The sequence below is a fragment of the Enterobacter cloacae complex sp. P27C genome, assembly GCF_014895705.1.
Lineage (GTDB): Bacteria > Pseudomonadota > Gammaproteobacteria > Enterobacterales > Enterobacteriaceae > Enterobacter > Enterobacter bugandensis.
Genome location: NZ_JADBQB010000001.1, coordinates 548,022 through 568,352, shown reverse-complemented (window position 1 = coordinate 568,352; position 20,331 = coordinate 548,022). Strand labels below are relative to the sequence as shown.

The following is a 20,331-nucleotide window of genomic DNA, read 5'->3' as shown; positions in this document are numbered from 1 at the left end:
CGAGGGTAATTCCTGAACGGTTAAAACTGTGAAAAAACGGTTAGTGATAAGTAAAAACTATCACAGCGTGAAGCAGTTCACATTTTTTAATGATGACAGGAACAGATATGGACACACTGGCGCAGTACATCCAGACATTAGCCCCCCAGCTGATCGCATGGCGTCGCGATTTTCACCATTTTGCGGAATCCGGCTGGGTAGAGTTCCGTACCGCCGCAAAGGTTGCGGAAATCCTTGACTCCCTGGGCTACGAACTGACGATGGGTCGCGACGTGATCGATGCAGAAAGCCGTATGGGGCTGCCCGATGACGCTACCCTTTCGCGAGAGTTTGCCCGTGCGCGGTCACAGGGCGCGCCTGAGAAATGGCTGGCACCGTTTGAAGGCGGATTTACCGGCATTGTGGCGACCCTGAATACCGAACGACCGGGCCCGACGCTGGCGTTTCGCGTCGACATGGATGCCCTTGATTTAAGCGAAGCGCTCGACGACAGCCATCGCCCGTTCCGCGACGGTTTTGCCTCCTGCAACGCGGGAATGATGCACGCCTGCGCGCACGACGGCCACACCACCATTGGCCTGGGGCTGGCAAAGGTGCTTAAGCAGAACGAAGCGCAGCTCAACGGTACCGTCAAGCTGATCTTCCAGCCTGCCGAGGAAGGCACCCGCGGCGCGCGCGCCATGGTCGCCGCCGGGGCGCTGGACGGCGTGGACTATTTTACCGCCATCCATATTGGTACCGGCGTCCCCGCCGGAACGGCGATCTGCGGCAGCGATAACTTTATGGCAACCACCAAGTTCGACGTGAACTTTACCGGCGTTGCCGCACACGCGGGCGGCAAACCGGAGGATGGACGTAACGCCCTGCTTGCCGCCGCGCAGGCCGCCCTCGCCCTGCACAGCATCGCCCCGCACAGCGAAGGCGCTTCCCGCGTCAACGTCGGCGTGATGCAGGCGGGTAGCGGCCGCAACGTGGTGGCCGCAAATGCACTGATTAAGGTTGAAACCCGCGGCGAAAGCGAAGCAATAAACCAGTATGTCTTTGAACGCGCGCAGGCTGTCATTACCGGCGCGGCCGCGCTCTATGGCGTGAGCGCGGAGATGCGCCTGATGGGGGCCGCCACCTCCAGCGCGCCGACGCCGGCCTGGGTTGATTACCTGCGTGAACAGGCGAGCCAGGTATCAGGAATTGTGCACGCAATCGATAAGGTGAAAGCGCCAGCAGGCTCTGAAGACGCCACGCTGATGATGGCCCGCGTGCAGCAGAACGGCGGCATGGCATCGTATATGGTGTTCGGCACGGATTTGAGCGCCGGACATCACAACGAAAAATTCGACTTCGATGAGCAGGTCATGGCTGTCGCCATTGAAACGCTGGCGCGAACTGCGCTCAATTTCCCGTGGACGCGAGGTGTGTAATGCAGGAGAACTACGCTTTTATTGCCGATGCCATCGACACGCGATGTCAGACGCTAACCGATATTGCCGATGCAATTTGGGATCATCCCGAAACCCGCTTTGAAGAGTTCTGGTCCTCCAGACGGCTCGCTGACGAGCTGGAAGCCGAGGGCTTTACGCTGACCCGCGAGGCAGGCGGTATCCCAAACGCGTTTATCGCCAGCTTCGGCAGCGGAAAACCGGTTATCGCTCTGCTGGGCGAGTACGACGCGCTGGCCGGGCTAAGCCAGCAGGCGCACTGCGCGACGGCGCAATCCGCCACGCCGGGGGCGAGCGGCCACGGCTGCGGGCATAACCTGCTGGGCACCGCGGCGCTTGCGGGCGCGGTGGCGGTAAAAAGCTGGCTGGAGCAGCACGGCGGCAGCGGAACGGTGCGTTTTTACGGCTGTCCCGGTGAGGAAGGCGGTTCCGGGAAAACCTTTATGGTACGTGAAGGTCTGTTTGATGACGTTGATGCCGCCGTCACCTGGCACCCGGAGGCCTTTGCCGGGATGTTTAACGTCAGCACGCTCGCCAACATTCAGGCGGCCTGGCGTTTTCACGGCGTGGCGGCGCATGCGGCCAACTCGCCCCATTTAGGGCGCAGCGCGCTGGACGCCGTGACGCTGATGACCACCGGGACCAACTTTCTTAACGAGCACATCATTGAGAAAGCGCGCGTCCATTACGCCATCACCGACACCGGCGGGATTTCGCCCAACGTGGTGCAGGCGCAGGCTGAAGTGCTGTACCTGATCCGCGCCCCGGAGATGGCCGACGCGCAGCAGATCTACCAACGCATCGAAAAAATTGCCCAGGGCGCGGCAATGATGACCGAAACCACCGTCGAATGCCGCTTTGATAAAGCCTGCTCCAGCTACCTGCCGAACCGCACGCTTGAGGCTGCGATGTACCGCGCGTTGCAGCACTACGGCACGCCGGAGTGGACCGATGAAGAGCGCGACTTTGCCCGCGAAATCCGCGCCACGCTGACGCCAAACGATCTGCAGAACAGCCTGAAAAACATTGCCGCCACGGGGGGAGAAGCAGGCAAAGCTTTTGCCCGCCGCCATCAGGAGACGCTGCTGGTGGATGAAGTCGCGCCCTATGCCATCACCGATAACGTGCTGGCGGGTTCAACAGACGTGGGTGACGTCAGCTGGAAAATGCCGGTCGCCCAGTGCTTCAGCCCCTGCTTTACCGTCGGCACGCCGCTGCACACCTGGCAACTGGTGGCGCAAGGACGAACCTCCATCGCCCACAAAGGCATGCTGCTGGCCGGGAAAGTGATGGGCGCAACCGCACTCAATCTGCTGCAGGATGCAGACCTGCTGAAAACATGCCGTGAAGAGTTCGAACAACAAATAGAAGAAAAACCGTACGCGTGTCCGATCTCACCGGGCGTGACACCGTCACCTTTAAAATAAAAAAACACAACACAACAACACAACACTCCCGAGGAACGCCCATGAGTATGTCATCCATACCTTCGCATTCCCCATCCGGTAAGCTCTATGGCTGGGTTGAAAGGATCGGCAATAAAGTGCCGCACCCTTTCCTGCTGTTTATCTATCTGATTGTGATTTTGATGGTTGCCACCGCCGTGCTCTCGGCCTTTGACGTCAGCGTGCGCAGCCCGGCAGACGGCAGCCTGGTGGCGGTGAAAAACCTGCTCAGCGTTGACGGGCTGCACTGGTTTTTACCGAACGTCATCAAAAACTTCAGCGGTTTCGCTCCGCTGGGGGCCATTCTGGCGCTGGTGCTGGGCGCCGGGCTGGCTGAACGCGTGGGCTTGTTACCCGCACTGATGGTAAAAATGGCGTCCCACGTCAGCGCGCGCTATGCCAGCTACATGGTGCTGTTTATCGCCTTCTTTAGCCACATTTCATCCGATGCCGCGCTGGTGATTATGCCGCCGATGGGGGCGCTGATCTTCCTCGCCGTCGGGCGCCATCCCGTGGCGGGTCTGCTGTCGGCCATTGCGGGCGTGGGCTGCGGTTTTACCGCCAACCTGCTGATCGTCACCACCGACGTGCTGCTCTCGGGCATCAGCACGGAGGCAGCGAAAACCATTGATGCGGCCATGCACGTCAGCGTGATCGACAACTGGTACTTTATGGCAAGCTCGGTGATTGTCCTGACGATTGTCGGCGGGCTGATTACCGATAAGATCGTCGAGCCGCGTCTGGGCAAATGGGAAGGCCGTAGCGATGAAAAGCTGGAGACGCTGAGCAAAGAGCAGCGCTTCGGCCTGCGCGTGGCCGGGCTGGTCTCGCTGGCGTTTATCGCGCTGGTGGCGCTGATGGTGGTGCCGGAAAACGGCATACTGCGCGATCCGGTTAAGCATACCGTCCTGCCGTCGCCGTTTATTCAGGGCATCGTGCCGCTGATTATTCTCTTCTTCTTTGTCGTTTCGCTCGCCTACGGTATCGCTACCGGCAAAATCCGCCGTCAGGGCGATCTGCCGCAGCTGATGATCGAGCCGATGAAAGAGATGGCGGGCTTTATCGTGATGGTATTCCCGCTGGCGCAGTTTGTGGCGATGTTTAACTGGAGCAACATGGGCAAGTTTATGGCCGTGGGCCTGACCGACGCGCTGGAGGCTGCCGGATTAAGCGGCGTACCGGCGTTTGTCGGCCTGGCGCTGCTGTCATCCCTGCTGTGCATGTTTATTGCCAGCGGCTCCGCCATCTGGTCAATTCTGGCGCCGATCTTCGTGCCGATGTTTATGATGCTCGGGTTCCACCCGGCGTTTGCCCAGATCCTGTTCCGCATCGCGGACTCCTCGGTGATCCCGCTGGCGCCCGTCTCACCTTTCGTTCCGCTGTTTTTAGGCTTCCTGCAGCGCTATAAGCCCGAGGCCAGACTGGGTACCTACTATTCGCTGGTTTTACCCTACCCGCTTATCTTTTTAGGGGTATGGCTGGTGATGCTGGTGGCATGGTATCTTGTCGGCCTGCCGATTGGGCCGGGGATATACCCGAGGCTAAATTAAAGGATTGAAAATGCTGAGATTACTCGAAGATAAAATTGCGACGCCGCTCGGGCCGCTGTGGGTGATCGCGGACGAGCAGTTCTGCCTGCGCGCCGTTGAGTGGGAAGAGCACAGCGACCGCATGGAGGAACTGCTTGATATTCATTACCGCGCACAAGGTTATGAACGCATCAGCGCCACCAACCCGGGCGGGCTGAGCGACAAGCTGGCGGCGTATTTTGAAGGCGATCTCAGCATCATTGACACTCTGCCAACCGCCACGGCAGGTACCCCTTTTCAGCGCGAAGTGTGGCGGGCGCTGCGGTCGATTCCGTGCGGGCAGGTCATGCATTACGGCCAGCTCGCGGAGCAGCTAGGCCGCGCAGGCGCCGCACGCGCGGTGGGTGCCGCCAATGGCTCTAATCCGGTCAGCATTGTGGTGCCCTGCCATCGGGTCATTGGCCGTAACGGCACCATGACCGGCTATGCCGGTGGCGTGCAGCGTAAGGAGTGGTTACTACGTCACGAAGGGTATCTCTTGCTGTAGATCCCAGGCTTTTTGTGCTTAATTTTCTTCCGGTTAGGCTAAAAATCCATAATCAAGCTGTGGAATTTCAAGAAGATGGCAACACGTTGCCGTCTCTTGTCCTTATTGAGGGTTTGTCAGGCTTACGTACTTACCAAAAAGATGTTAAAATTGACCAATATCAATTAAGGCTTGAGCAAACCTATGATCCCGGAAAAGCGAATTATACGACGCATTCAGTCTGGCGGTTGTGCTATCCATTGCCAGGATTGCAGCATCAGCCAGCTCTGTATCCCGTTTACCCTGAATGAGCATGAACTCGATCAGCTTGATAATATCATCGAGCGCAAAAAGCCGATTCAGAAAGGGCAGACGCTGTTTAAAGCGGGAGACGAACTGAAATCGCTCTATGCTATCCGCTCTGGCACCATCAAGAGCTACACCATCACCGAACAGGGTGACGAGCAGATCACCGGCTTCCACCTGGCAGGCGATCTGGTGGGCTTTGATGCCATCGGCACTGGTCACCACCCGAGCTTTGCTCAGGCACTCGAAACCTCGATGGTTTGCGAAATTCCGTTTGAAACCCTGGACGATCTGTCCGGTAAGATGCCTAACCTGCGTCAGCAGATGATGCGTCTGATGAGCGGTGAGATCAAAGGCGATCAGGACATGATTCTGCTGCTTTCCAAAAAGAACGCAGAAGAGCGCCTGGCCGCGTTTATCTACAACCTCTCCCGCCGCTTCGCCGAGCGCGGTTTCTCGCCGCGTGAGTTCCGTCTGACCATGACCCGTGGCGATATCGGTAACTACCTGGGCCTGACCGTTGAGACCATCAGCCGTCTGCTGGGTCGTTTCCAGAAGAGCGGAATGCTGGCCGTTAAGGGTAAATACATCACTATCGAAAACGGCGAAGCGCTGGCCGTTCTTGCCGGACACGCCCGCAACGTGGCGTAACTCTCCGCCTGTTGATAACCAGACTGATAAATTCACGTGATTTATTGGTCTGGTATCATCGCTTCCGCTTTAAGACATTTTCACCGTAGCACGTCCCCATACAGCGCCTGAAAGGTTGTCGTTGAGGTTATGAATTGAGAGAAAGTTTGTTTTTCGTTTCAGTCGTGATCGCCTCAGTGACCTTTATCTTCATCTGGATCATGCTTGTCGGTCCGATGAAGGGGGAGGAAAAAACCTACGTTCAGGATTCCACGACCTTTGCGATAGCGGTGATGGTGCTGCTGTTCATTGCGTTTATCGCGGTGACATCCACCGTGCTTTTCCTCTGATAAATTTTTATGAATTATTGATCTGGCAAAAGCTCCCCTCTGTTTCATTCAGGATATATAGGTTACTCTTTTAATTACAGACTGTGGTGACAGTAGTAAGGAGACCTGTATGGCCAAGTATCAAAACATGCTGGTAGCTATCGATCCGAATCAGGACGATCAGCCGGCATTACGACGTGCTGTGTATTTACATCAACGGATTGGTGGCAAAATCAAAGCGTTTTTGCCGATCTATGACTTCTCGTATGAGATGACCACCCTTCTGTCGCCTGACGAGCGCACCGCTATGCGTCAGGGCGTCATCAGCCAGCGTACCGCGTGGATCCGTGAACAGGCGAAGTATTACCTGGAAGCGGGAGTGCCTATTGATATTAAAGTGGTCTGGCATAACCGACCTTTTGAGGCCATTATCCAGGAAGTGGTTGCCGGTGGGCACGACCTGCTGCTGAAGATGGCGCACCAGCACGACAAGCTGGAGTCCGTAATCTTCACTCCGACCGACTGGCATCTGTTGCGTAAATGCCCTTGCCCGGTCTGGATGGTGAAAGACCAGCCGTGGCCTGAAGGCGGGAAAGCCGTTGTGGCGGTGAATCTCGCGAGCGAAGAGGATTATCACAATTCGCTCAACGAGAAGCTGGTGAAGGAGACCATCCAGCTTGCCGATCAGGTTAACCATACCGAAGTGCATCTGGTGGGCGCCTATCCGGTTACCCCGATCAATATCGCCATTGAGCTGCCGGAATTTGACCCAAGCGTCTATAACGACGCGATCCGCGGTCAGCACCTGCTGGCGATGAAAGCGCTGCGCCAGAAGTTCAGCATTGACGAGAACATGACGCACGTGGAAAAAGGGCTGCCTGAAGAGGTGATCCCGGATCTAGCCGAACATCTGCAGGCCGGGATTGTGGTGCTGGGCACCATTGGCCGGACCGGTATCTCTGCTGCCTTCCTCGGCAATACCGCCGAACAGGTGATCGACCATCTGCGCTGCGACCTGCTGGTCATCAAGCCGGATGAGTATCAGACGCCGATTGAGCTGGACGACCCGGAAGACGATTAACGTAAACATCAAAGCCCGCCGCTCCGGCGGGCTTTTCTCATCAGCTCTCCATTACCGGCTTCGGCTGTTCACCTGACTCATCCTGCATCCACGGCGCGTGCAATACCATGCTGGGCAGCGCCAGCTTAATCTCCTGGGCGTTCAGCCCTTCAAGAATACGGATATTGATCTCCTGCTGGATGTCCATGTATTTGTTGTAATCCGCGGTATTAACGATATGGACGACTTCGAACGTCAGGCGGTCGCGGTCGAATCCCAGAAAATGGGCACGATCGAATTTTGTCTCGCCGACATCGGTAATGATCTGCCTGACCATATCCCCCACGTAGCGCAACTTATCGGGCGGCGTGTCGCTGGCAACGCCAAAGGTAAAGACGATGCGACGCGTCTGCATGCGTTTGTAGTTGTGAAGCGTCTGCTGAAGCAAAATGGCGTTGCCGCAGACGATCTGCTCCCCGCTCAGGCTGCGGATACGGGTCGTTTTCAGGCCAATGTGCTCTACCGTCCCCGCCACGTCGTTGAACACCACAAAATCGCCAATTTCAAACGGCTTATCAAAGCCGATAGAGAGCGAGGCAAACACGTCGCTGAGGATCGTTTGTACGGCGAGGGCGATGGCAATACCCCCTACCCCAAGGCTGGCAACCAGAGCAGTGATGTTGACGCCCGCGTTAGCAAGGATAGACAGCAGCATCACTGACCAGACGATGGCACGGAGAATAAGCCCCGTGATCACCAGCGTGACCGGGTTTTTATGGCTTCCAGGCGCCAGCATGACGTGACGAAGCCACGACACCACCCCCTGATCCATCCACAGCGCCACCTGGATGGCGAAAACCAGGAACCAGGCGTGGCTCACGGTGCCAAAGAGATGATTCGGCAAGTCAACGAAACGCAGGCTGAAGAGCAGCGCCACCACAAACAGCAGGAAGCGGCTGGTACGGTTAAGCATATCGGTCAGGATAAAACGCATCCGGTTGGTGGTCGGGTGCTTGTCGCCCCAGGTGGTGATGCCTTTCTTAACGAACGCGATCAGGCGCGTTAGCAGCCAGTACACCAGCAGCGTCACAAAGACAACCGTGGCGGCGCCTATCCAGAATGTCGGCGTCATCATCAGCGCGATGATGTCGAAGCGGGACAGAAATTGCATTACACCTCCTCGTATTACACAAAGGGTAAAGTATAGACAGAGGAGAAACGCTGGCCGCAGAAATAGGAAAACCGCCCCGAAGGGCGGTTTGTCAGGAGAAAGCGAATTACAGCGCTTTCAGAATCGCATCCACGCTGGCTTTGGCGTCGCCAAACAGCATATGGGTATTCTCTTTGAAGAACAGCGGGTTCTGCACGCCAGCATAGCCGGTGTTCATCGAGCGTTTGAAGACAATGACGTTCTGCGCCTTCCACACTTCCAGAACCGGCATCCCGGCGATTGGGCTACGCGGATCGTCCTGTGCCGCCGGGTTAACGGTGTCGTTAGCACCAATAACCAGCACGGTGTCGGTGTCGGCGAAATCATCATTAATCTCGTCCATCTCCAGCACGATGTCGTATGGCACCTTCGCTTCCGCCAGCAGTACGTTCATGTGGCCCGGCAGACGTCCGGCCACCGGGTGAATACCAAAGCGAACTTTGATACCGCGCGCGCGCAGCTTCTCGGTGATTTCCGCCACCGGATACTGCGCCTGCGCCACCGCCATACCGTAGCCTGGGGTGATGATCACAGAATGCGAGTTTTTCAGCATTTCCGCGGTGTCTTCCGCGCTGATCTCACGGTGTTCACCCACTTCTTCGTCAGAACCGGTCGAAGAACCGTCAGAACCGAAGCCACCGGCGATAACGCTGATGAACGAACGGTTCATCGCCTTACACATGATGTAAGATAGGATGGCACCGGAAGAACCGACCAGCGCACCGGTGACGATCAGCAGGTCGTTGCTCAGCATAAAGCCCGCAGCCGCCGCTGCCCAACCGGAGTAGGAGTTCAGCATCGAGACAACCACCGGCATATCCGCACCGCCGATGGATGCCACCAGATGCCAGCCAAACGCCAGCGCGATGATGGTCATCACCAGCAACGCCAGTACCTGCAGGCCCACGCTTTCGGTACGCACGAAGACCACCAGGAGCACAAACGACACCACCAGCGCCGCCAGGTTCAGCTTGTGACGGTTAGGCAGCATCAGCGGTTTAGAAGAGATCTTACCGCGCAGCTTGCCAAACGCGACGATAGAACCGGTGAAGGTTACTGCACCGATGAAGATACCGAGGAACACTTCGGTCAGATGAATGTTGACCAGAATCGGCTCCATGCCCGGTTCGTGATACAGGTAGCTGTTGAAGCCCACCAGCACCGCCGCCAGGCCCACGAAGCTGTGCAGAATCGCCACCAGCTCCGGCATCTCGGTCATTTCAACGCGCTTCGCCAGGCGAATACCAATCGCGCCGCCGATGATCATCGCCACCAGGATCCACGCCACGTTGCCGGTATCCGGCCCGAAGATGGTGGCAATCAGCGCAATCGCCATCCCGGCGATACCAAAGTTATTTCCCTGCTGAGACGTTTCGTGTTTGGAAAGCCCCGCCAGACTGAAAATAAACAGGATTGCAGCAACAATGTATGCGGCTGTCACTAATCCTCCAGACATATGCTACCCCTTAGCCTTTACGAAACATTTTCAGCATGCGCTGAGTCACGGTGAAACCACCGAAAATATTGATACTGGCGATCAGCACCGCGATAAAGCTCAGGAAGCTGATCCAGCCACCGTGTCCAATCTGCAGCAACGCCCCTACCACGATGATCCCGGAGATAGCGTTGGTCACCGACATCAGCGGCGTATGCAGCGCATGGGAGACGTTCCACACCACGTAGTAACCCACAACGCACGAGAGTGCGAAGACGGTAAAGTGTCCGAGGAACTCTTTCGGCGCGACGTCAGCCAGCCAGCCGAACAGAATAATGACCAGCGCCATGATGGCGTATTTGCGCCACGGAGAAGCCGGTTTAGCCGGTTCTTTTGGCTCGGGTGCCGCTTTTGGCGCAGCCTGGGGCTGGGCTGAAACCTGAATAGGCGGCGCAGGCCAGGTAATTTCACCTTCGCGAACGACGGTGACGCCGCGCACCACCACATCGTCAAAATCGAGGGTGATGTTGCCGTCTTTCTCTTTGCAGAGCAGCTTCAGCAGGTTAACCAGGTTGGTGCCGTACAGCTGAGACGACTGGGTTGGCAGGCGGCCAGGCAGGTCGGTATAGCCGATCACCTTCACGCCGTTAGCGGTCGTGGTCACCTGATTGGCAACGGTATACTCGCAGTTACCGCCGTTTTGCGCCGCCAGGTCGACAATCACGCTGCCCGGCTTCATGGAGTCGACCATCTCGCGGGTGATCAGCTTCGGCGCCGGTTTACCCGGAATAAGCGCGGTGGTAACAATAATGTCGACGTCTTTCGCCTGCGCGGCGAAGAGTTCCATTTCGGCTTTGATAAAGGCTTCGGACATCACCTTCGCGTAACCATCACCGCTGCCCGCTTCTTCCTTAAAGTCCAGCTCAAGGAATTCGGCCCCCATGCTCTGGACCTGTTCCTTCACTTCGGGACGGGTGTCGAACGCGCGCACGATAGCGCCCAGGCTGTTTGCCGCACCGATTGCGGCAAGACCCGCCACGCCCGCGCCAATTACCATCACTTTTGCCGGTGGGACTTTCCCCGCCGCGGTGATCTGGCCGGTAAAGAAGCGTCCAAATTCGTGGGCTGCTTCAACAATGGCGCGGTAGCCGGCAATGTTTGCCATGGAGCTCAGCGCATCCAGCGACTGCGCGCGCGAAATACGCGGCACGGAGTCCATCGCCATCACGGTCACGCCACGGGCCGCCAGCTTCTCCATCAGTTCAGGATTTTGAGCAGGCCAGACGAAGCTCACCAGCGTGGTGCCTGGATTCAGCAGCGCAATCTCACTCTCTTCCGGCGCGTTGACCTTCAGAATCACGGGCGACTGCCAGACTTCAGCACCGTCCACCACTTCCGCGCCAGCCTGAATAAAGGCTTCGTCATCGAAACTCGCCAGCTTGCCTGCGCCGCTTTCAACCGCGACGGTAAAACCCAGCTTAAGCAGTTGCTCCACCGTTTTCGGTGTTGCCGCTACGCGGGTTTCATTGGCTAACCGTTCTTTTGGTACCCCAATACGCATAGTTTTCCCTTCCATCGGTTTTTGATGATGGTTTGTCGATAAATGCCCGCGGTTTGTATCAATTTTCGCCAGCATGATAGCGACGAGAAATGAGTAACCCCGCAAAATAAAACAGTAACAAACTGTCTATAACCTACTGAAAATAGCGCTTGTGATCTACCGCCAGAAAACACTATTTCTTACTTTATCTGTGAAAAATAAGCGATCGGCGTCACTGACAGTGATATTTACCTTAAATTCATCGCCAGAACCGATAAATCGCGCAAGCGAAGCGGTAAAAACATGATATAGCGCCATAAGAGAACAAGTTATTAACATTAAATTAACTTGTAAAAGTCATATGCTTTATCAGTTTTGCTTGTCAAACGCCTGTTTTTTCAACATATCACTAAATGTTATCGAATTCGGTAATTGAGTGAGCACAGGCAGTGAAAAATGGCGCAGACAGCGACGGGTTTTAAATGCCATAATCGGGGCCGTCTCAAATTAACAACAATACCAGTACATGGTTTGCGCAAGGCGAAGGATTATTTTTATGAAGCTTAAGAACACACTCCTGGCGTCCGCACTTCTCTGTGCGACCGCCCTGTCTGCGAATGCCGCAACAGAGTTAACGCCAGAGCAAGCGGCAGCGTTAAAACCTTTTGACCATACGGTCATTGTGGGTCGTTATAATTCTATTGGCGATGCCGTCGCCGCCGCATCAAAAGCCGCGGATAAAAACGGGGCGGCCTCGTTTTACGTAGTTGACCAGTCCGATTACGGCAACAGCGGTAACCAGCGCGTGACCATTGCGCTGTATAAAGATAATGCACCAAAGGCTGACGCGCCGAAAAACCGCGTGATCAACGGTATCGTTGAGCTGCCGAAAGATCAGGCCATTGAGCTGGAACCTTACGACACCGTTACCGTTCAGGGCTTCTATCGCAGCCAGCCAGAAGTGAACGATGCCATCACCAAAGCCGCGAAAGAGAAAGGTGCCTACTCTTTCTATATCGTGCGTCAGGTGGATGCTAACCAGGGCGGCAACCAGCGTATTACCGCATTCATCTACAAAGAAGATGCGAAAAAACGCGTTCTGCAGAGTCCGGATGCCATCCCTGCGGATTCTGAAGCGGGTCGCGCGGCGATAGCCAAAGGCGGCGAAGAAGCGAAGAAAGTTGAAATTCCGGGCGTAGCGACCACTGCGGCGCCAAGCGCTGAAGTGGGACGTTTCTTTGAAACGCAGTCCACGAAAGGTGGCCGTTACTCCGTGACGCTGCCGGACGGCACTAAAATTGAAGAGCTGAACAAAGCCACTGCCGCGCAGATGGTGCCGTTCGACAGCATCAAGTTTACCGGCAACTACGGCAATATGACGGAAGTCTCTTATCAGGTCGCGAAGCGTGCGGCGAAGAAAGGGGCGAAGTATTACCACATCACCCGCCAGTGGCAGGAACGTGGTAACAACGTGACCATCAGCGCCGATCTGTACAAGTAACAAAACCGTTGATGAAAGGCGGCGCAATGCCGCCTTTTTTTGTTACTTTTTTTGAAAATCTGCCACACATCATTGCATGCTTTCGTTACACTCCGTAAAATCCCGCGCCTTAGTGTGATCCACCATTTTTATGCGCCTTAGCGAAATAATTATTCTGGATTGGGACTTTTCATAACAGGAAGCCAATGGAAAAGAAACTTGGCCTGAGTGCTTTAACTGCACTTGTATTGAGCTCAATGCTGGGCGCGGGCGTATTCAGTTTACCGCAGAACATGGCGGCCGTCGCAAGCCCTGCCGCCCTGCTCATTGGCTGGGGCATTACCGGTGTCGGGATATTGCTGCTGGCGTTTGCCATGCTGTTGCTGACGCGCATTCGCCCGGATCTGGACGGCGGCATTTTCACCTATGCACGTGAAGGTTTCGGCGAGCTGATCGGCTTCTGTTCCGCCTGGGGCTACTGGCTGTGCGCGGTCATCGCCAACGTCTCTTATCTGGTGATTGTCTTCTCGGCGCTCAGTTTCTTTACCGATACCCCTGAGCTGCGCCTGTTTGGCGACGGTAATACCTGGCAGTCTATCGTCGGCGCCTCGGTGCTGCTGTGGATTGTTCACTGGCTGATTTTGCGCGGTGTCCAGACCGCCGCCAGCATCAACCTGGTGGCGACGCTGGCGAAGCTGGTGCCGCTTGGCCTGTTTATCGTGCTGGCCTTCATTGCGTTCCGTCTCGACGTGTTTTCGCTTGATTTCAGCGGCATTGCGCTGGGCGTTCCGGTCTGGGAGCAGGTGAAAAACACGATGCTGATTACTCTGTGGGTATTTATCGGCGTTGAGGGTGCCGTCGTGGTTTCTGCCCGCGCGCGTAATAAGCGCGATGTGGGACGCGCCACGCTGCTGGCCGTCCTGGCGGCGCTGGGCGTGTATTTGCTGGTGACCCTGCTGTCGCTGGGCGTGGTGGCGCGTCCTGAACTGGCCGAAATGCGTAACCCGTCCATGGCAGGCCTGATGGTGAAAATGCTCGGCCCGTGGGGCGACGTGGTGATTGCCGCAGGGCTGATCGTCTCCGTCTGCGGCGCTTACCTGAGCTGGACCATCATGGCGGCTGAAGTGCCGTTCCTGGCCGCGACGCACAAGGCGTTTCCACGACTGTTTGCTCGTCAAAACCAAAATAATGCGCCATCAGCCTCACTCTGGCTGACCAACATCAGCGTTCAGGTCTGTCTGGTGCTGATCTGGCTCACAGGTTCAGACTATAACACCCTGCTGACCATCGCCTCGGAGATGATTCTGGTACCCTATTTCTTAGTGGGTGCGTATTTGTTAAAAATCGCCACGCGTCCGGCGCACTATGTTGTGGGCGTAGGGGCCTGTATTTACGGCCTGTGGTTGTTGTATGCTTCCGGGCCGATGCATCTGCTGCTGTCGGTTGTGCTGTATGCGCCGGGTCTGCTGGTGTTTATCTATGCCCGCCGCACGCATCAGCTGGAGAACGCGCTGAAACGCCGTGAAATGGCCTTAATCGGGCTGTTACTGGTTGCTGCCGTACCGGCAACCTGGATGTTAATGGGATAGCACTGTCTTTCCCATTGTTGAACTGTAAAGGAGAATACGATGGGAAATGCACCGCTTCGCCCAATACTGATCACCGGTGGAGGCCGCCGTATCGGCCTCGCCCTCGCCCATCACTTTCTCAACCTTCGCCATCCGGTCATTGTCAGCTACCGTACGGAATACCCGTCGATTGAGGGGCTGCGCAAAGCCGGAGCGATCTGCATTCAGGCTGATTTTTCCACCGACGAAGGCATTCTGGCCTTTGCCGAACAGGTTAAATCCACCGCGACGGGGTTGCGCGCCGTGATCCATAACGCCAGCGCATGGTGTGCCGAGAAGTCCGGCACGTCCCTCAGCGATACGCTCTCCGCCATGCTGCAGATCCACGTTAACGCCCCTTATCTGCTTAACCACGCGCTGCAGGATCTGCTGCGCGGCCACGGGCATGCGGCGGGCGACATTATTCACTTTACCGATTATGTGGTGGAGCGCGGCAGCGATAAGCATATCGCCTACGCGGCCAGCAAAGCCGCGCTGGATAACATGACGCGCTCCTTTGCCCGCAAGCTCGCGCCCGAGGTAAAGGTGAACGCCATCGCCCCGGCGATGATTTTGTTTAACGAACACGATGATGCTGAGTATCGCCAGCAGGCGCTGAATAAGTCGCTCATGAAAATAGCGCCCGGTGAGAAAGAGGTGATCGACCTGGTGGATTACCTGCTCACCAGCTGCTACGTCACCGGCAGAACCTTTGCCGTGGACGGCGGCCGCCCGCTGCGCTAGTGAAAGCGGCTCCAGAAGAAGATTAACACCCAGGCGCTGAGCCCCCAGCAGACCACTGCCCCGCCCAGCGCCAGGGGAAGCCGCAGAAAACCGGTGAAATACCACAGGGAAAGCAGGTAGAGAAAGTACGGAATGATTGACCACATGCCAAACACGATGGTCGTGCGTAGCGCTTCCGTACCCCGCTCAGAGGCCACAATATAGTGGGCAATCAGCGCAAAGGTCGGGAACAGCGGGATAAGCCCGGCAATATAGTAGTTTTTGGTTTTTGCCAGAATGCCAATCAGTAACACCACCAGCGCCCCCAGCGCGGCTTTGATCACCAGCCCCATATTTTTTCCTATAACAATCAAATAACAAGAAACGTCAGAATAACGGAAGCGGCGTTAATTTTGAAAGATTAATGGAAGGTTAAGGTTCCGCGGTGTATTTTGGCTTTTTTCACGAAAACAGACGCTGTATGAATAAGATTGTATATGTTGAAGACGAACCCGAAGTCGGGCAATTGATCGCCGCCTATCTGGGTAAACATGATATGGACGTCATTGTTGAGCCTCGCGGCGATCGTGCCGAAGAGGTGGTCGTCCGTGAAAACCCGGATTTAGTGCTGCTGGACATCATGCTGCCAGGCAAAGACGGCATGACGCTCTGCCGGGACCTGCGCGCCCGTTGGGACGGTCCTATCGTTCTGCTTACCTCACTGGACAGCGATATGAACCATATTCTGTCGCTGGAGATGGGCGCCAATGATTACATTCTGAAAACCACACCGCCTGCCGTCCTGCTGGCCCGCCTGCGCCTGCATTTGCGCCAGCACGCCAGCATCGAACGCGAAGCGCCCGCGCCGTCCCTGACGCCGCACAAAGCGTTGCGCTTCGGTACGCTGTCTATTGACCCGGTTAACCGCCAGGTCCTGCTTTCCGGCGAGCTTATCGCCCTTTCTACCGCAGACTTTGACCTGCTGTGGGAGCTGGCCACGCATGCCGGGCAAATCATGGACCGCGACGCGCTGCTGAAAAACCTCCGTGGCGTGAGCTATGACGGTATGGATCGCAGCGTTGACGTGGCGATTTCGCGATTACGCAAAAAACTGCAGGATAACGCCACCGAGCCCTACCGCATTAAAACCGTGCGTAACAAGGGTTATCTGTTCGCCCCACACGCCTGGGAAACCTGATCGTCGGATAGGATAATCTGCGCGAATTGAAGGCATTGCGCGAAAACGCCCTCCTTTCGCGCATTTATTTTTACGTTTGCGCAACATTTAACTTGCTAAGCACGCAAACTATTCCATAATTAGCTTCTCGACTCTCCTGTCTTCAGCTCATCCCGCTCTTGCGATCGTTTTACTCATTTTCGCCGTGAAGCTTTCACGACATCGCTCCCAGAAATCTTGAAATGAGGATTTAAGCCCATGAATTATGTATAGCTACGGTCAGGTAGAAGCGATAAAAACCAATCTTGAGTGGATTGTTAATCAGGCAACCCTTAACCACACCTCACCCTCACGCACCGATCAAAAAGCGCTCTTTGACCTGCTGGAACTCATCCAGTCTTATGAAATACTGCTGGATCTCATCAGCGAATACGGGCCGGATGTGATTGATACGCACATTGCGGAAGGCCTGGCCGTGACCGAAAAATTCATCGCCAAGGTAAAAAACAGCGCGAAAGCCATATAAAACGCTCGACAGACGTGAAAAACCCGAAGGGTTTTCATGTATATTCTGCACATAGCGTTTTTTCGGTGAGATCCAATGAAAAAGCTGTTTGTGCAGTTTAGTGTGCAGAAAACCTGCAATTTACTGGAAAGGCTATAGCTTCTCTCCCGTTCGCAAAGCTATTCACGGCTCGTCATTTTCTGGTAATCATTAGGTGTTATTCCTGTCAGGCGATAAAATACTCGCCTCATAACATCCGGCCCAGAAAAGCCACATTCAACGGCAAGTTTCTTCGCTGGCATTTTTTCCTTTTCAATCAGTACTTTTGCTCTAGATACGCGCTCGCGTTCGAGCCACTGCGCCGGGGTAAGGCCAATTTCCTGCCGAAATATCCGCGTAAGGTGCCTCTGGCTGAAGTTAATATGCTCTGCCATCACAGCAACCGTTGTCACGTCTTTAATATTCGCGATTGCCCATCTCTGGAGCTCCTGAAGAGCTGTACGGCCATCAAGCGAAAGCGTATTGCTCCTCATAAAGTGAGACTGGTTAACTGGACGCCGGAAAAACATGACCATTTGATCGGCGACTTCTGCCGCAACCTCCCTACCGAGATCTTCTTCAACAAGTCGCAGTGCCAAATCCAGGCCTGAAGTAACGCCCGCCGCCGTTCTCACTCGCCCATCGTCAACATACAACGCATCTGCCTCTACGATTATTTGGGGATGCCTGGCGGAAAGGGTTTTCGCACATGCCCAATGCGTGGTCACTCTTTTTCCATTTAGCTTTCCGGTGAGCGCCAGGAGTAATGCCCCCGTACAAACTGAACCAAACCGCTTGCTTGACTCGCAGAGTGCGTTAATTCCATCCAGCACAAGGGGGTCCGGCTGGTAATAAGCAATATCCGGCGCGCCGGCAACAAGGAATGTATCTGCCGTAAGCCCACCGCAGTCTGACAGGGTTGCATCTGCCGTTATCTTTACGCCTGACGAAGACCGAATCACAGGATCGGTAACCGAAACAACGCGCAGCGAGTAAAAGCTGCGCTTAAGAACCCGGTTAGCCTCAGCAAACACATCTATGGGGCCACAGACATCAAGCATCTGAACGCCTGGCACCGCCAGAATAAAAACGTTATGACTCATTTTAAGTCTCCGGAGTCCTGAATCATCTCTATGTCCCATAAAGTCTTTAAAATACATTTTGGGACATTCAAGGTAAACCTTATGCTGTATACCTACAACAGAGAAGAGGAGTATTTCATGATTCGCACAACCGAAGATATCAGTATCCCGGACAGCAAAATGGCCCGTGAAGCCACCGAGTTCATTCGTGACACGGAATCCGATCTGCTTTTTAACCATTCAAGCCGCGTTTACCAATGGGCGGCTCTGGCCGGTCAGAAAAGAGAGGTTAAAGCCGATGCTGAGCTTTTGTACATTGGATGTATGTTCCATGACATTGGCCTGACTCGCGAATACTGTAGCTGCGATAAACGTTTTGAAGTAGATGGTGCAAACGAAGCACGGAAGTTTCTGGAAAGATATGGCATCGGAACTCAGGATATTGATAAGGTCTGGACAGCAATTGCCCTCCACACCACGCCGGGTATTCCGGAATTCATGGCACCGGAAATAGCGCTACTTACGGCAGGAGTAGAAATGGACGTGCTGGGAATTGATTTTGAAGTATTCTCACAGGAAGAAATCAGCGCAGTTACCCAGCGTTTCCCACGTACACCGCATTTTAAGGAGGACATTATTCAGGCCTTTTATGACGGCATCAAACACAAGCCGCACACGACATTTGGTAACGTAAAAGCGGATGTACTTGCAGACAAGGACACACTCTTCAAGCCTATGAATTTCTGCAGCATTATCCGACAGTCTCGCTGGCAAGGCTGATAACGGACAGACTGAATAGTACCTGATGGGGGCATCAGGTACTATTCAGTCATGGGGATGTTCGGATAAGAGTAATAGTGCGAAAGTCTCCTTCCGGTCAACTGACAGTATGCCAGTGAAGCCACATTGCATCACATTGCGTCTTATCCATCCGGTACCAAAGAGTTTTTCTCCGGATTCGGGGAAGATATAAATCTAGATTTCGCAGCTTAAGTACAATTTGCTAAGAATTTCGGCATCAGCGGCGAATTGCATAAGTTTGTAAAAAATTCAACACCTTCAGAACAAACGCTCGCATCAGATTGATCATTTCAAAATTACCAGCAGTTAAATCGATTCCCTTACAGGTTTAATGCATCTGTCGATGTAAGTCATGAACGTCTATTTATCCACTCAAGGGAATAGCAGATGATTTTTCCGCTGTAGGGATATCCCTTTTAAATCCACTTACAAATGCGCTCGTGTTGGAAGAATTTCATGTATGGTATTCTTTAGTTGTTTATATTTAGTACATTGCCCACAGTAGTTACATCCTATGCTCAATTACATTGTCATTAATTAGTTAGCGAGATAAGAATGAAATCAAATGTAAAGTATACCTTTCATCACTTCGGCATCCCGTTACAAGATGGCGTTTTTGAAGGTGCATACAGCGAAAAAGCCGGGATGTATACAGTTGATAACCCAGGCCAGTTTCGTGTGCAGTGGCATAGATTTAAAGATAGTTCTCCACTCCACAATCTGATAAAAACTGTGCCTCACGTCGCCTTCAAAGTGGACAACCTGCTAAGAGCTATCGAAGATGAAGAAGTAATTCTTGGTCCCTATGAGCCCATTGACGGTTTCTTTGTTGCCATGATTAATGACAATGGCGCACCGATTGAACTCATAGAAACTACACTCTCAGATGATGAAATCTGGGGAAGAGCAAGGTCCGGTCAAGGCGACCTTTACAGGAAGTAATTTTATCTGGGAGCCGTTGTGAAAGTGGCTCTCTGTGAATACTTATTTGAAGCCTGACAAATAAATCTGAACTTCGCTCATCATCCACTCACGAGCCACACGAAGAAATTGTTTCCTACCACCAGCTTCCCACCGGGCCATTTTGCTGGCGCAATGACTAACCTCTTTCGTTTCGGTATTAATAATATGATCAAGCTTGTTCAGCCGAGAAATTGCTTCAAAACTCAAAGAGAAGACAGGCCTACCGAACGATAAAACGATCGGGCATTCGCCGCAGACGCCCCTATCAACTGCGTCATACATACGCGTGCTGGATGTTGTCGGCAGGTGCTAATCCTGCTTTTATAGCGAATCAGATGGGTGATGAGAATGCAGAGATGGTCTTCCATGTATACTCTGCGTGGATAAATGTTCTCGATAGCGATCAGGTACCATTTTTGAATCAGCGCTTTGGCGGATATGCAAATGCCCCTATAGTGCCCCTTAAGGTAAAAACAAAGTAGTTAATTACTTGATGTCCCGGTGATAT

19 protein-coding genes and 2 pseudogenes are annotated in these 20,331 nt (G+C 54.3%); 15 read left to right on the top strand and 6 right to left on the bottom strand.

Annotation, left to right across the window (positions count from 1 at the left end):
* The first annotated feature begins 107 nt into the window (after positions 1-107).
* The 7 genes from IM291_RS02840 (at position 108) to uspE (ending at position 7,282) form a co-directional block, all read left to right on the top strand.
* Positions 108-1,418 (top strand): M20 family metallo-hydrolase, encoded by a 1,311-nt coding sequence (locus IM291_RS02840; protein WP_192986074.1) that lies wholly within the window; start codon positions 108-110, stop codon positions 1,416-1,418.
* Positions 1,418-2,863: a M20 family metallopeptidase gene (locus tag IM291_RS02835; protein WP_192986072.1), complete on the top strand. Its 1,446-nt coding sequence runs from the start codon at positions 1,418-1,420 to the stop codon at positions 2,861-2,863. Before IM291_RS02840 ends, IM291_RS02835 begins: the two co-directional genes overlap by 1 nt.
* A gap of 41 nt (positions 2,864-2,904) precedes the next feature.
* Complete coding sequence (gene abgT, locus IM291_RS02830; protein WP_045261473.1) at positions 2,905-4,431, top strand: p-aminobenzoyl-glutamate transporter; 1,527 nt, start codon at positions 2,905-2,907, stop codon at positions 4,429-4,431.
* 10 nt (positions 4,432-4,441) lie between these two features.
* Complete coding sequence (ogt, locus tag IM291_RS02825; RefSeq protein WP_045261474.1) at positions 4,442-4,957, top strand: methylated-DNA--[protein]-cysteine S-methyltransferase; 516 nt, start codon at positions 4,442-4,444, stop codon at positions 4,955-4,957.
* Positions 4,958-5,140: 183 nt separating this feature from the next.
* Positions 5,141-5,893 carry a fumarate/nitrate reduction transcriptional regulator Fnr gene (gene fnr / locus IM291_RS02820; RefSeq protein WP_006174991.1) on the top strand — a complete coding sequence of 251 codons (753 nt, stop codon included), beginning with the start codon at positions 5,141-5,143 and terminating at the stop codon, positions 5,891-5,893.
* A gap of 146 nt (positions 5,894-6,039) precedes the next feature.
* Positions 6,040-6,222 (top strand): hypothetical protein, encoded by a 183-nt coding sequence (locus IM291_RS02815; protein WP_224224379.1) that lies wholly within the window; start codon positions 6,040-6,042, stop codon positions 6,220-6,222.
* 109 nt (positions 6,223-6,331) lie between these two features.
* Positions 6,332-7,282 carry a universal stress protein UspE gene (gene uspE / locus IM291_RS02810; protein ID WP_028012944.1) on the top strand — a complete coding sequence of 317 codons (951 nt, stop codon included), beginning with the start codon at positions 6,332-6,334 and terminating at the stop codon, positions 7,280-7,282.
* Positions 7,283-7,322: 40 nt separating this feature from the next.
* Here the strand turns inward: uspE and IM291_RS02805 are convergent, their stop codons facing one another.
* From IM291_RS02805 to pntA, 3 genes are all read right to left on the bottom strand, one after another.
* Positions 7,323-8,432 (bottom strand): mechanosensitive ion channel family protein, encoded by a 1,110-nt coding sequence (locus IM291_RS02805; protein WP_192986071.1) that lies wholly within the window; start codon positions 8,430-8,432, stop codon positions 7,323-7,325.
* Between the two features lie 106 nt (positions 8,433-8,538).
* The gene (pntB, locus tag IM291_RS02800; protein WP_013096868.1) at positions 8,539-9,927 is read right to left on the bottom strand and encodes a Re/Si-specific NAD(P)(+) transhydrogenase subunit beta; all 1,389 of its coding nucleotides are present in this window, start codon (positions 9,925-9,927) and stop codon (positions 8,539-8,541) included.
* Positions 9,928-9,937: 10 nt separating this feature from the next.
* Positions 9,938-11,467, bottom strand: a complete 1,530-nt coding sequence (gene pntA / locus IM291_RS02795) for a Re/Si-specific NAD(P)(+) transhydrogenase subunit alpha (RefSeq protein WP_192986069.1) — start codon at positions 11,465-11,467, stop codon at positions 9,938-9,940.
* 535 nt (positions 11,468-12,002) lie between these two features.
* Here pntA and ydgH point away from each other — a divergent pair.
* The 3 genes from ydgH (at position 12,003) to folM (ending at position 15,277) form a co-directional block, all read left to right on the top strand.
* The gene (gene ydgH / locus IM291_RS02790) at positions 12,003-12,947 is read left to right on the top strand and encodes a DUF1471 family protein YdgH (protein WP_014883599.1); all 945 of its coding nucleotides are present in this window, start codon (positions 12,003-12,005) and stop codon (positions 12,945-12,947) included.
* A gap of 185 nt (positions 12,948-13,132) precedes the next feature.
* Positions 13,133-14,515, top strand: coding sequence for an amino acid permease (locus tag IM291_RS02785; RefSeq protein WP_028012940.1), 1,383 nt, complete (start codon positions 13,133-13,135; stop codon positions 14,513-14,515).
* Between the two features lie 39 nt (positions 14,516-14,554).
* Positions 14,555-15,277, top strand: coding sequence for a dihydromonapterin reductase (gene folM, locus IM291_RS02780; RefSeq protein WP_192986068.1), 723 nt, complete (start codon positions 14,555-14,557; stop codon positions 15,275-15,277).
* On the opposite strand, the gene IM291_RS02775 is transcribed toward folM, so the two are convergent.
* The gene (locus tag IM291_RS02775) at positions 15,274-15,609 is read right to left on the bottom strand and encodes a GlpM family protein (RefSeq protein WP_014883596.1); all 336 of its coding nucleotides are present in this window, start codon (positions 15,607-15,609) and stop codon (positions 15,274-15,276) included. The genes folM and IM291_RS02775 overlap by 4 nt on opposite strands.
* A 128-nt stretch (positions 15,610-15,737) precedes the next feature.
* Between IM291_RS02775 and rstA the strand changes: the two genes are divergently transcribed.
* Both rstA and IM291_RS02765 read left to right on the top strand, forming a co-directional pair.
* Positions 15,738-16,454 carry a two-component system response regulator RstA gene (rstA, locus tag IM291_RS02770; protein ID WP_028012938.1) on the top strand — a complete coding sequence of 239 codons (717 nt, stop codon included), beginning with the start codon at positions 15,738-15,740 and terminating at the stop codon, positions 16,452-16,454.
* 244 nt (positions 16,455-16,698) lie between these two features.
* Positions 16,699-16,959 carry a hypothetical protein gene (locus IM291_RS02765; RefSeq protein WP_192986065.1) on the top strand — a complete coding sequence of 87 codons (261 nt, stop codon included), beginning with the start codon at positions 16,699-16,701 and terminating at the stop codon, positions 16,957-16,959.
* Positions 16,960-17,117: 158 nt separating this feature from the next.
* On the opposite strand, the gene IM291_RS02760 is transcribed toward IM291_RS02765, so the two are convergent.
* Positions 17,118-18,080: a GlxA family transcriptional regulator gene (locus IM291_RS02760; RefSeq protein WP_192986063.1), complete on the bottom strand. Its 963-nt coding sequence runs from the start codon at positions 18,078-18,080 to the stop codon at positions 17,118-17,120.
* Positions 18,081-18,197: 117 nt separating this feature from the next.
* Between IM291_RS02760 and IM291_RS02755 the strand changes: the two genes are divergently transcribed.
* Positions 18,198-18,839, top strand: a complete 642-nt coding sequence (locus IM291_RS02755) for an HD domain-containing protein (RefSeq protein WP_048999474.1) — start codon at positions 18,198-18,200, stop codon at positions 18,837-18,839.
* A gap of 576 nt (positions 18,840-19,415) precedes the next feature.
* Positions 19,416-19,802 carry a hypothetical protein gene (locus IM291_RS02750; RefSeq protein WP_045261479.1) on the top strand — a complete coding sequence of 129 codons (387 nt, stop codon included), beginning with the start codon at positions 19,416-19,418 and terminating at the stop codon, positions 19,800-19,802.
* Between the two features lie 42 nt (positions 19,803-19,844).
* Here the strand turns inward: IM291_RS02750 and IM291_RS02745 are convergent.
* Positions 19,845-20,021 (bottom strand): annotated as a pseudogene (locus IM291_RS02745) (KilA-N domain-containing protein); the annotation flags it as partial.
* A gap of 32 nt (positions 20,022-20,053) precedes the next feature.
* Here IM291_RS02745 and IM291_RS02740 point away from each other — a divergent pair.
* Positions 20,054-20,305 (top strand): annotated as a pseudogene (locus tag IM291_RS02740) (tyrosine-type recombinase/integrase); the annotation flags it as partial.
* Positions 20,306-20,331: the final 26 nt, after the last annotated feature.

Excerpts from the sequence above, each read along its gene's own strand:
- IM291_RS02840 (WP_192986074.1), top strand. The coding sequence starts at position 108 with ATGGACACACTGGCGCAGTACATCCAGACATTAGCCCCCCAGCTGATC.
- IM291_RS02835 (WP_192986072.1), top strand. The coding sequence starts at position 1,418 with ATGCAGGAGAACTACGCTTTTATTGCCGATGCCATCGACACGCGATGT.
- abgT (WP_045261473.1), top strand. The coding sequence starts at position 2,905 with ATGAGTATGTCATCCATACCTTCGCATTCCCCATCCGGTAAGCTCTAT.
- ogt (WP_045261474.1), top strand. The coding sequence starts at position 4,442 with ATGCTGAGATTACTCGAAGATAAAATTGCGACGCCGCTCGGGCCGCTG.
- fnr (WP_006174991.1), top strand. The coding sequence starts at position 5,141 with ATGATCCCGGAAAAGCGAATTATACGACGCATTCAGTCTGGCGGTTGT.
- uspE (WP_028012944.1), top strand. The coding sequence starts at position 6,332 with ATGGCCAAGTATCAAAACATGCTGGTAGCTATCGATCCGAATCAGGAC.
- IM291_RS02805 (WP_192986071.1), bottom strand. The coding sequence starts at position 8,432 with ATGCAATTTCTGTCCCGCTTCGACATCATCGCGCTGATGATGACGCCG.
- pntB (WP_013096868.1), bottom strand. The coding sequence starts at position 9,927 with ATGTCTGGAGGATTAGTGACAGCCGCATACATTGTTGCTGCAATCCTG.
- pntA (WP_192986069.1), bottom strand. The coding sequence starts at position 11,467 with ATGCGTATTGGGGTACCAAAAGAACGGTTAGCCAATGAAACCCGCGTA.
- ydgH (WP_014883599.1), top strand. The coding sequence starts at position 12,003 with ATGAAGCTTAAGAACACACTCCTGGCGTCCGCACTTCTCTGTGCGACC.
- IM291_RS02785 (WP_028012940.1), top strand. The coding sequence starts at position 13,133 with ATGGAAAAGAAACTTGGCCTGAGTGCTTTAACTGCACTTGTATTGAGC.
- folM (WP_192986068.1), top strand. The coding sequence starts at position 14,555 with ATGGGAAATGCACCGCTTCGCCCAATACTGATCACCGGTGGAGGCCGC.
- IM291_RS02775 (WP_014883596.1), bottom strand. The coding sequence starts at position 15,609 with ATGGGGCTGGTGATCAAAGCCGCGCTGGGGGCGCTGGTGGTGTTACTG.
- rstA (WP_028012938.1), top strand. The coding sequence starts at position 15,738 with ATGAATAAGATTGTATATGTTGAAGACGAACCCGAAGTCGGGCAATTG.
- IM291_RS02765 (WP_192986065.1), top strand. The coding sequence starts at position 16,699 with ATGTATAGCTACGGTCAGGTAGAAGCGATAAAAACCAATCTTGAGTGG.
- IM291_RS02760 (WP_192986063.1), bottom strand. The coding sequence starts at position 18,080 with ATGAGTCATAACGTTTTTATTCTGGCGGTGCCAGGCGTTCAGATGCTT.
- IM291_RS02755 (WP_048999474.1), top strand. The coding sequence starts at position 18,198 with ATGATTCGCACAACCGAAGATATCAGTATCCCGGACAGCAAAATGGCC.
- IM291_RS02750 (WP_045261479.1), top strand. The coding sequence starts at position 19,416 with ATGAAATCAAATGTAAAGTATACCTTTCATCACTTCGGCATCCCGTTA.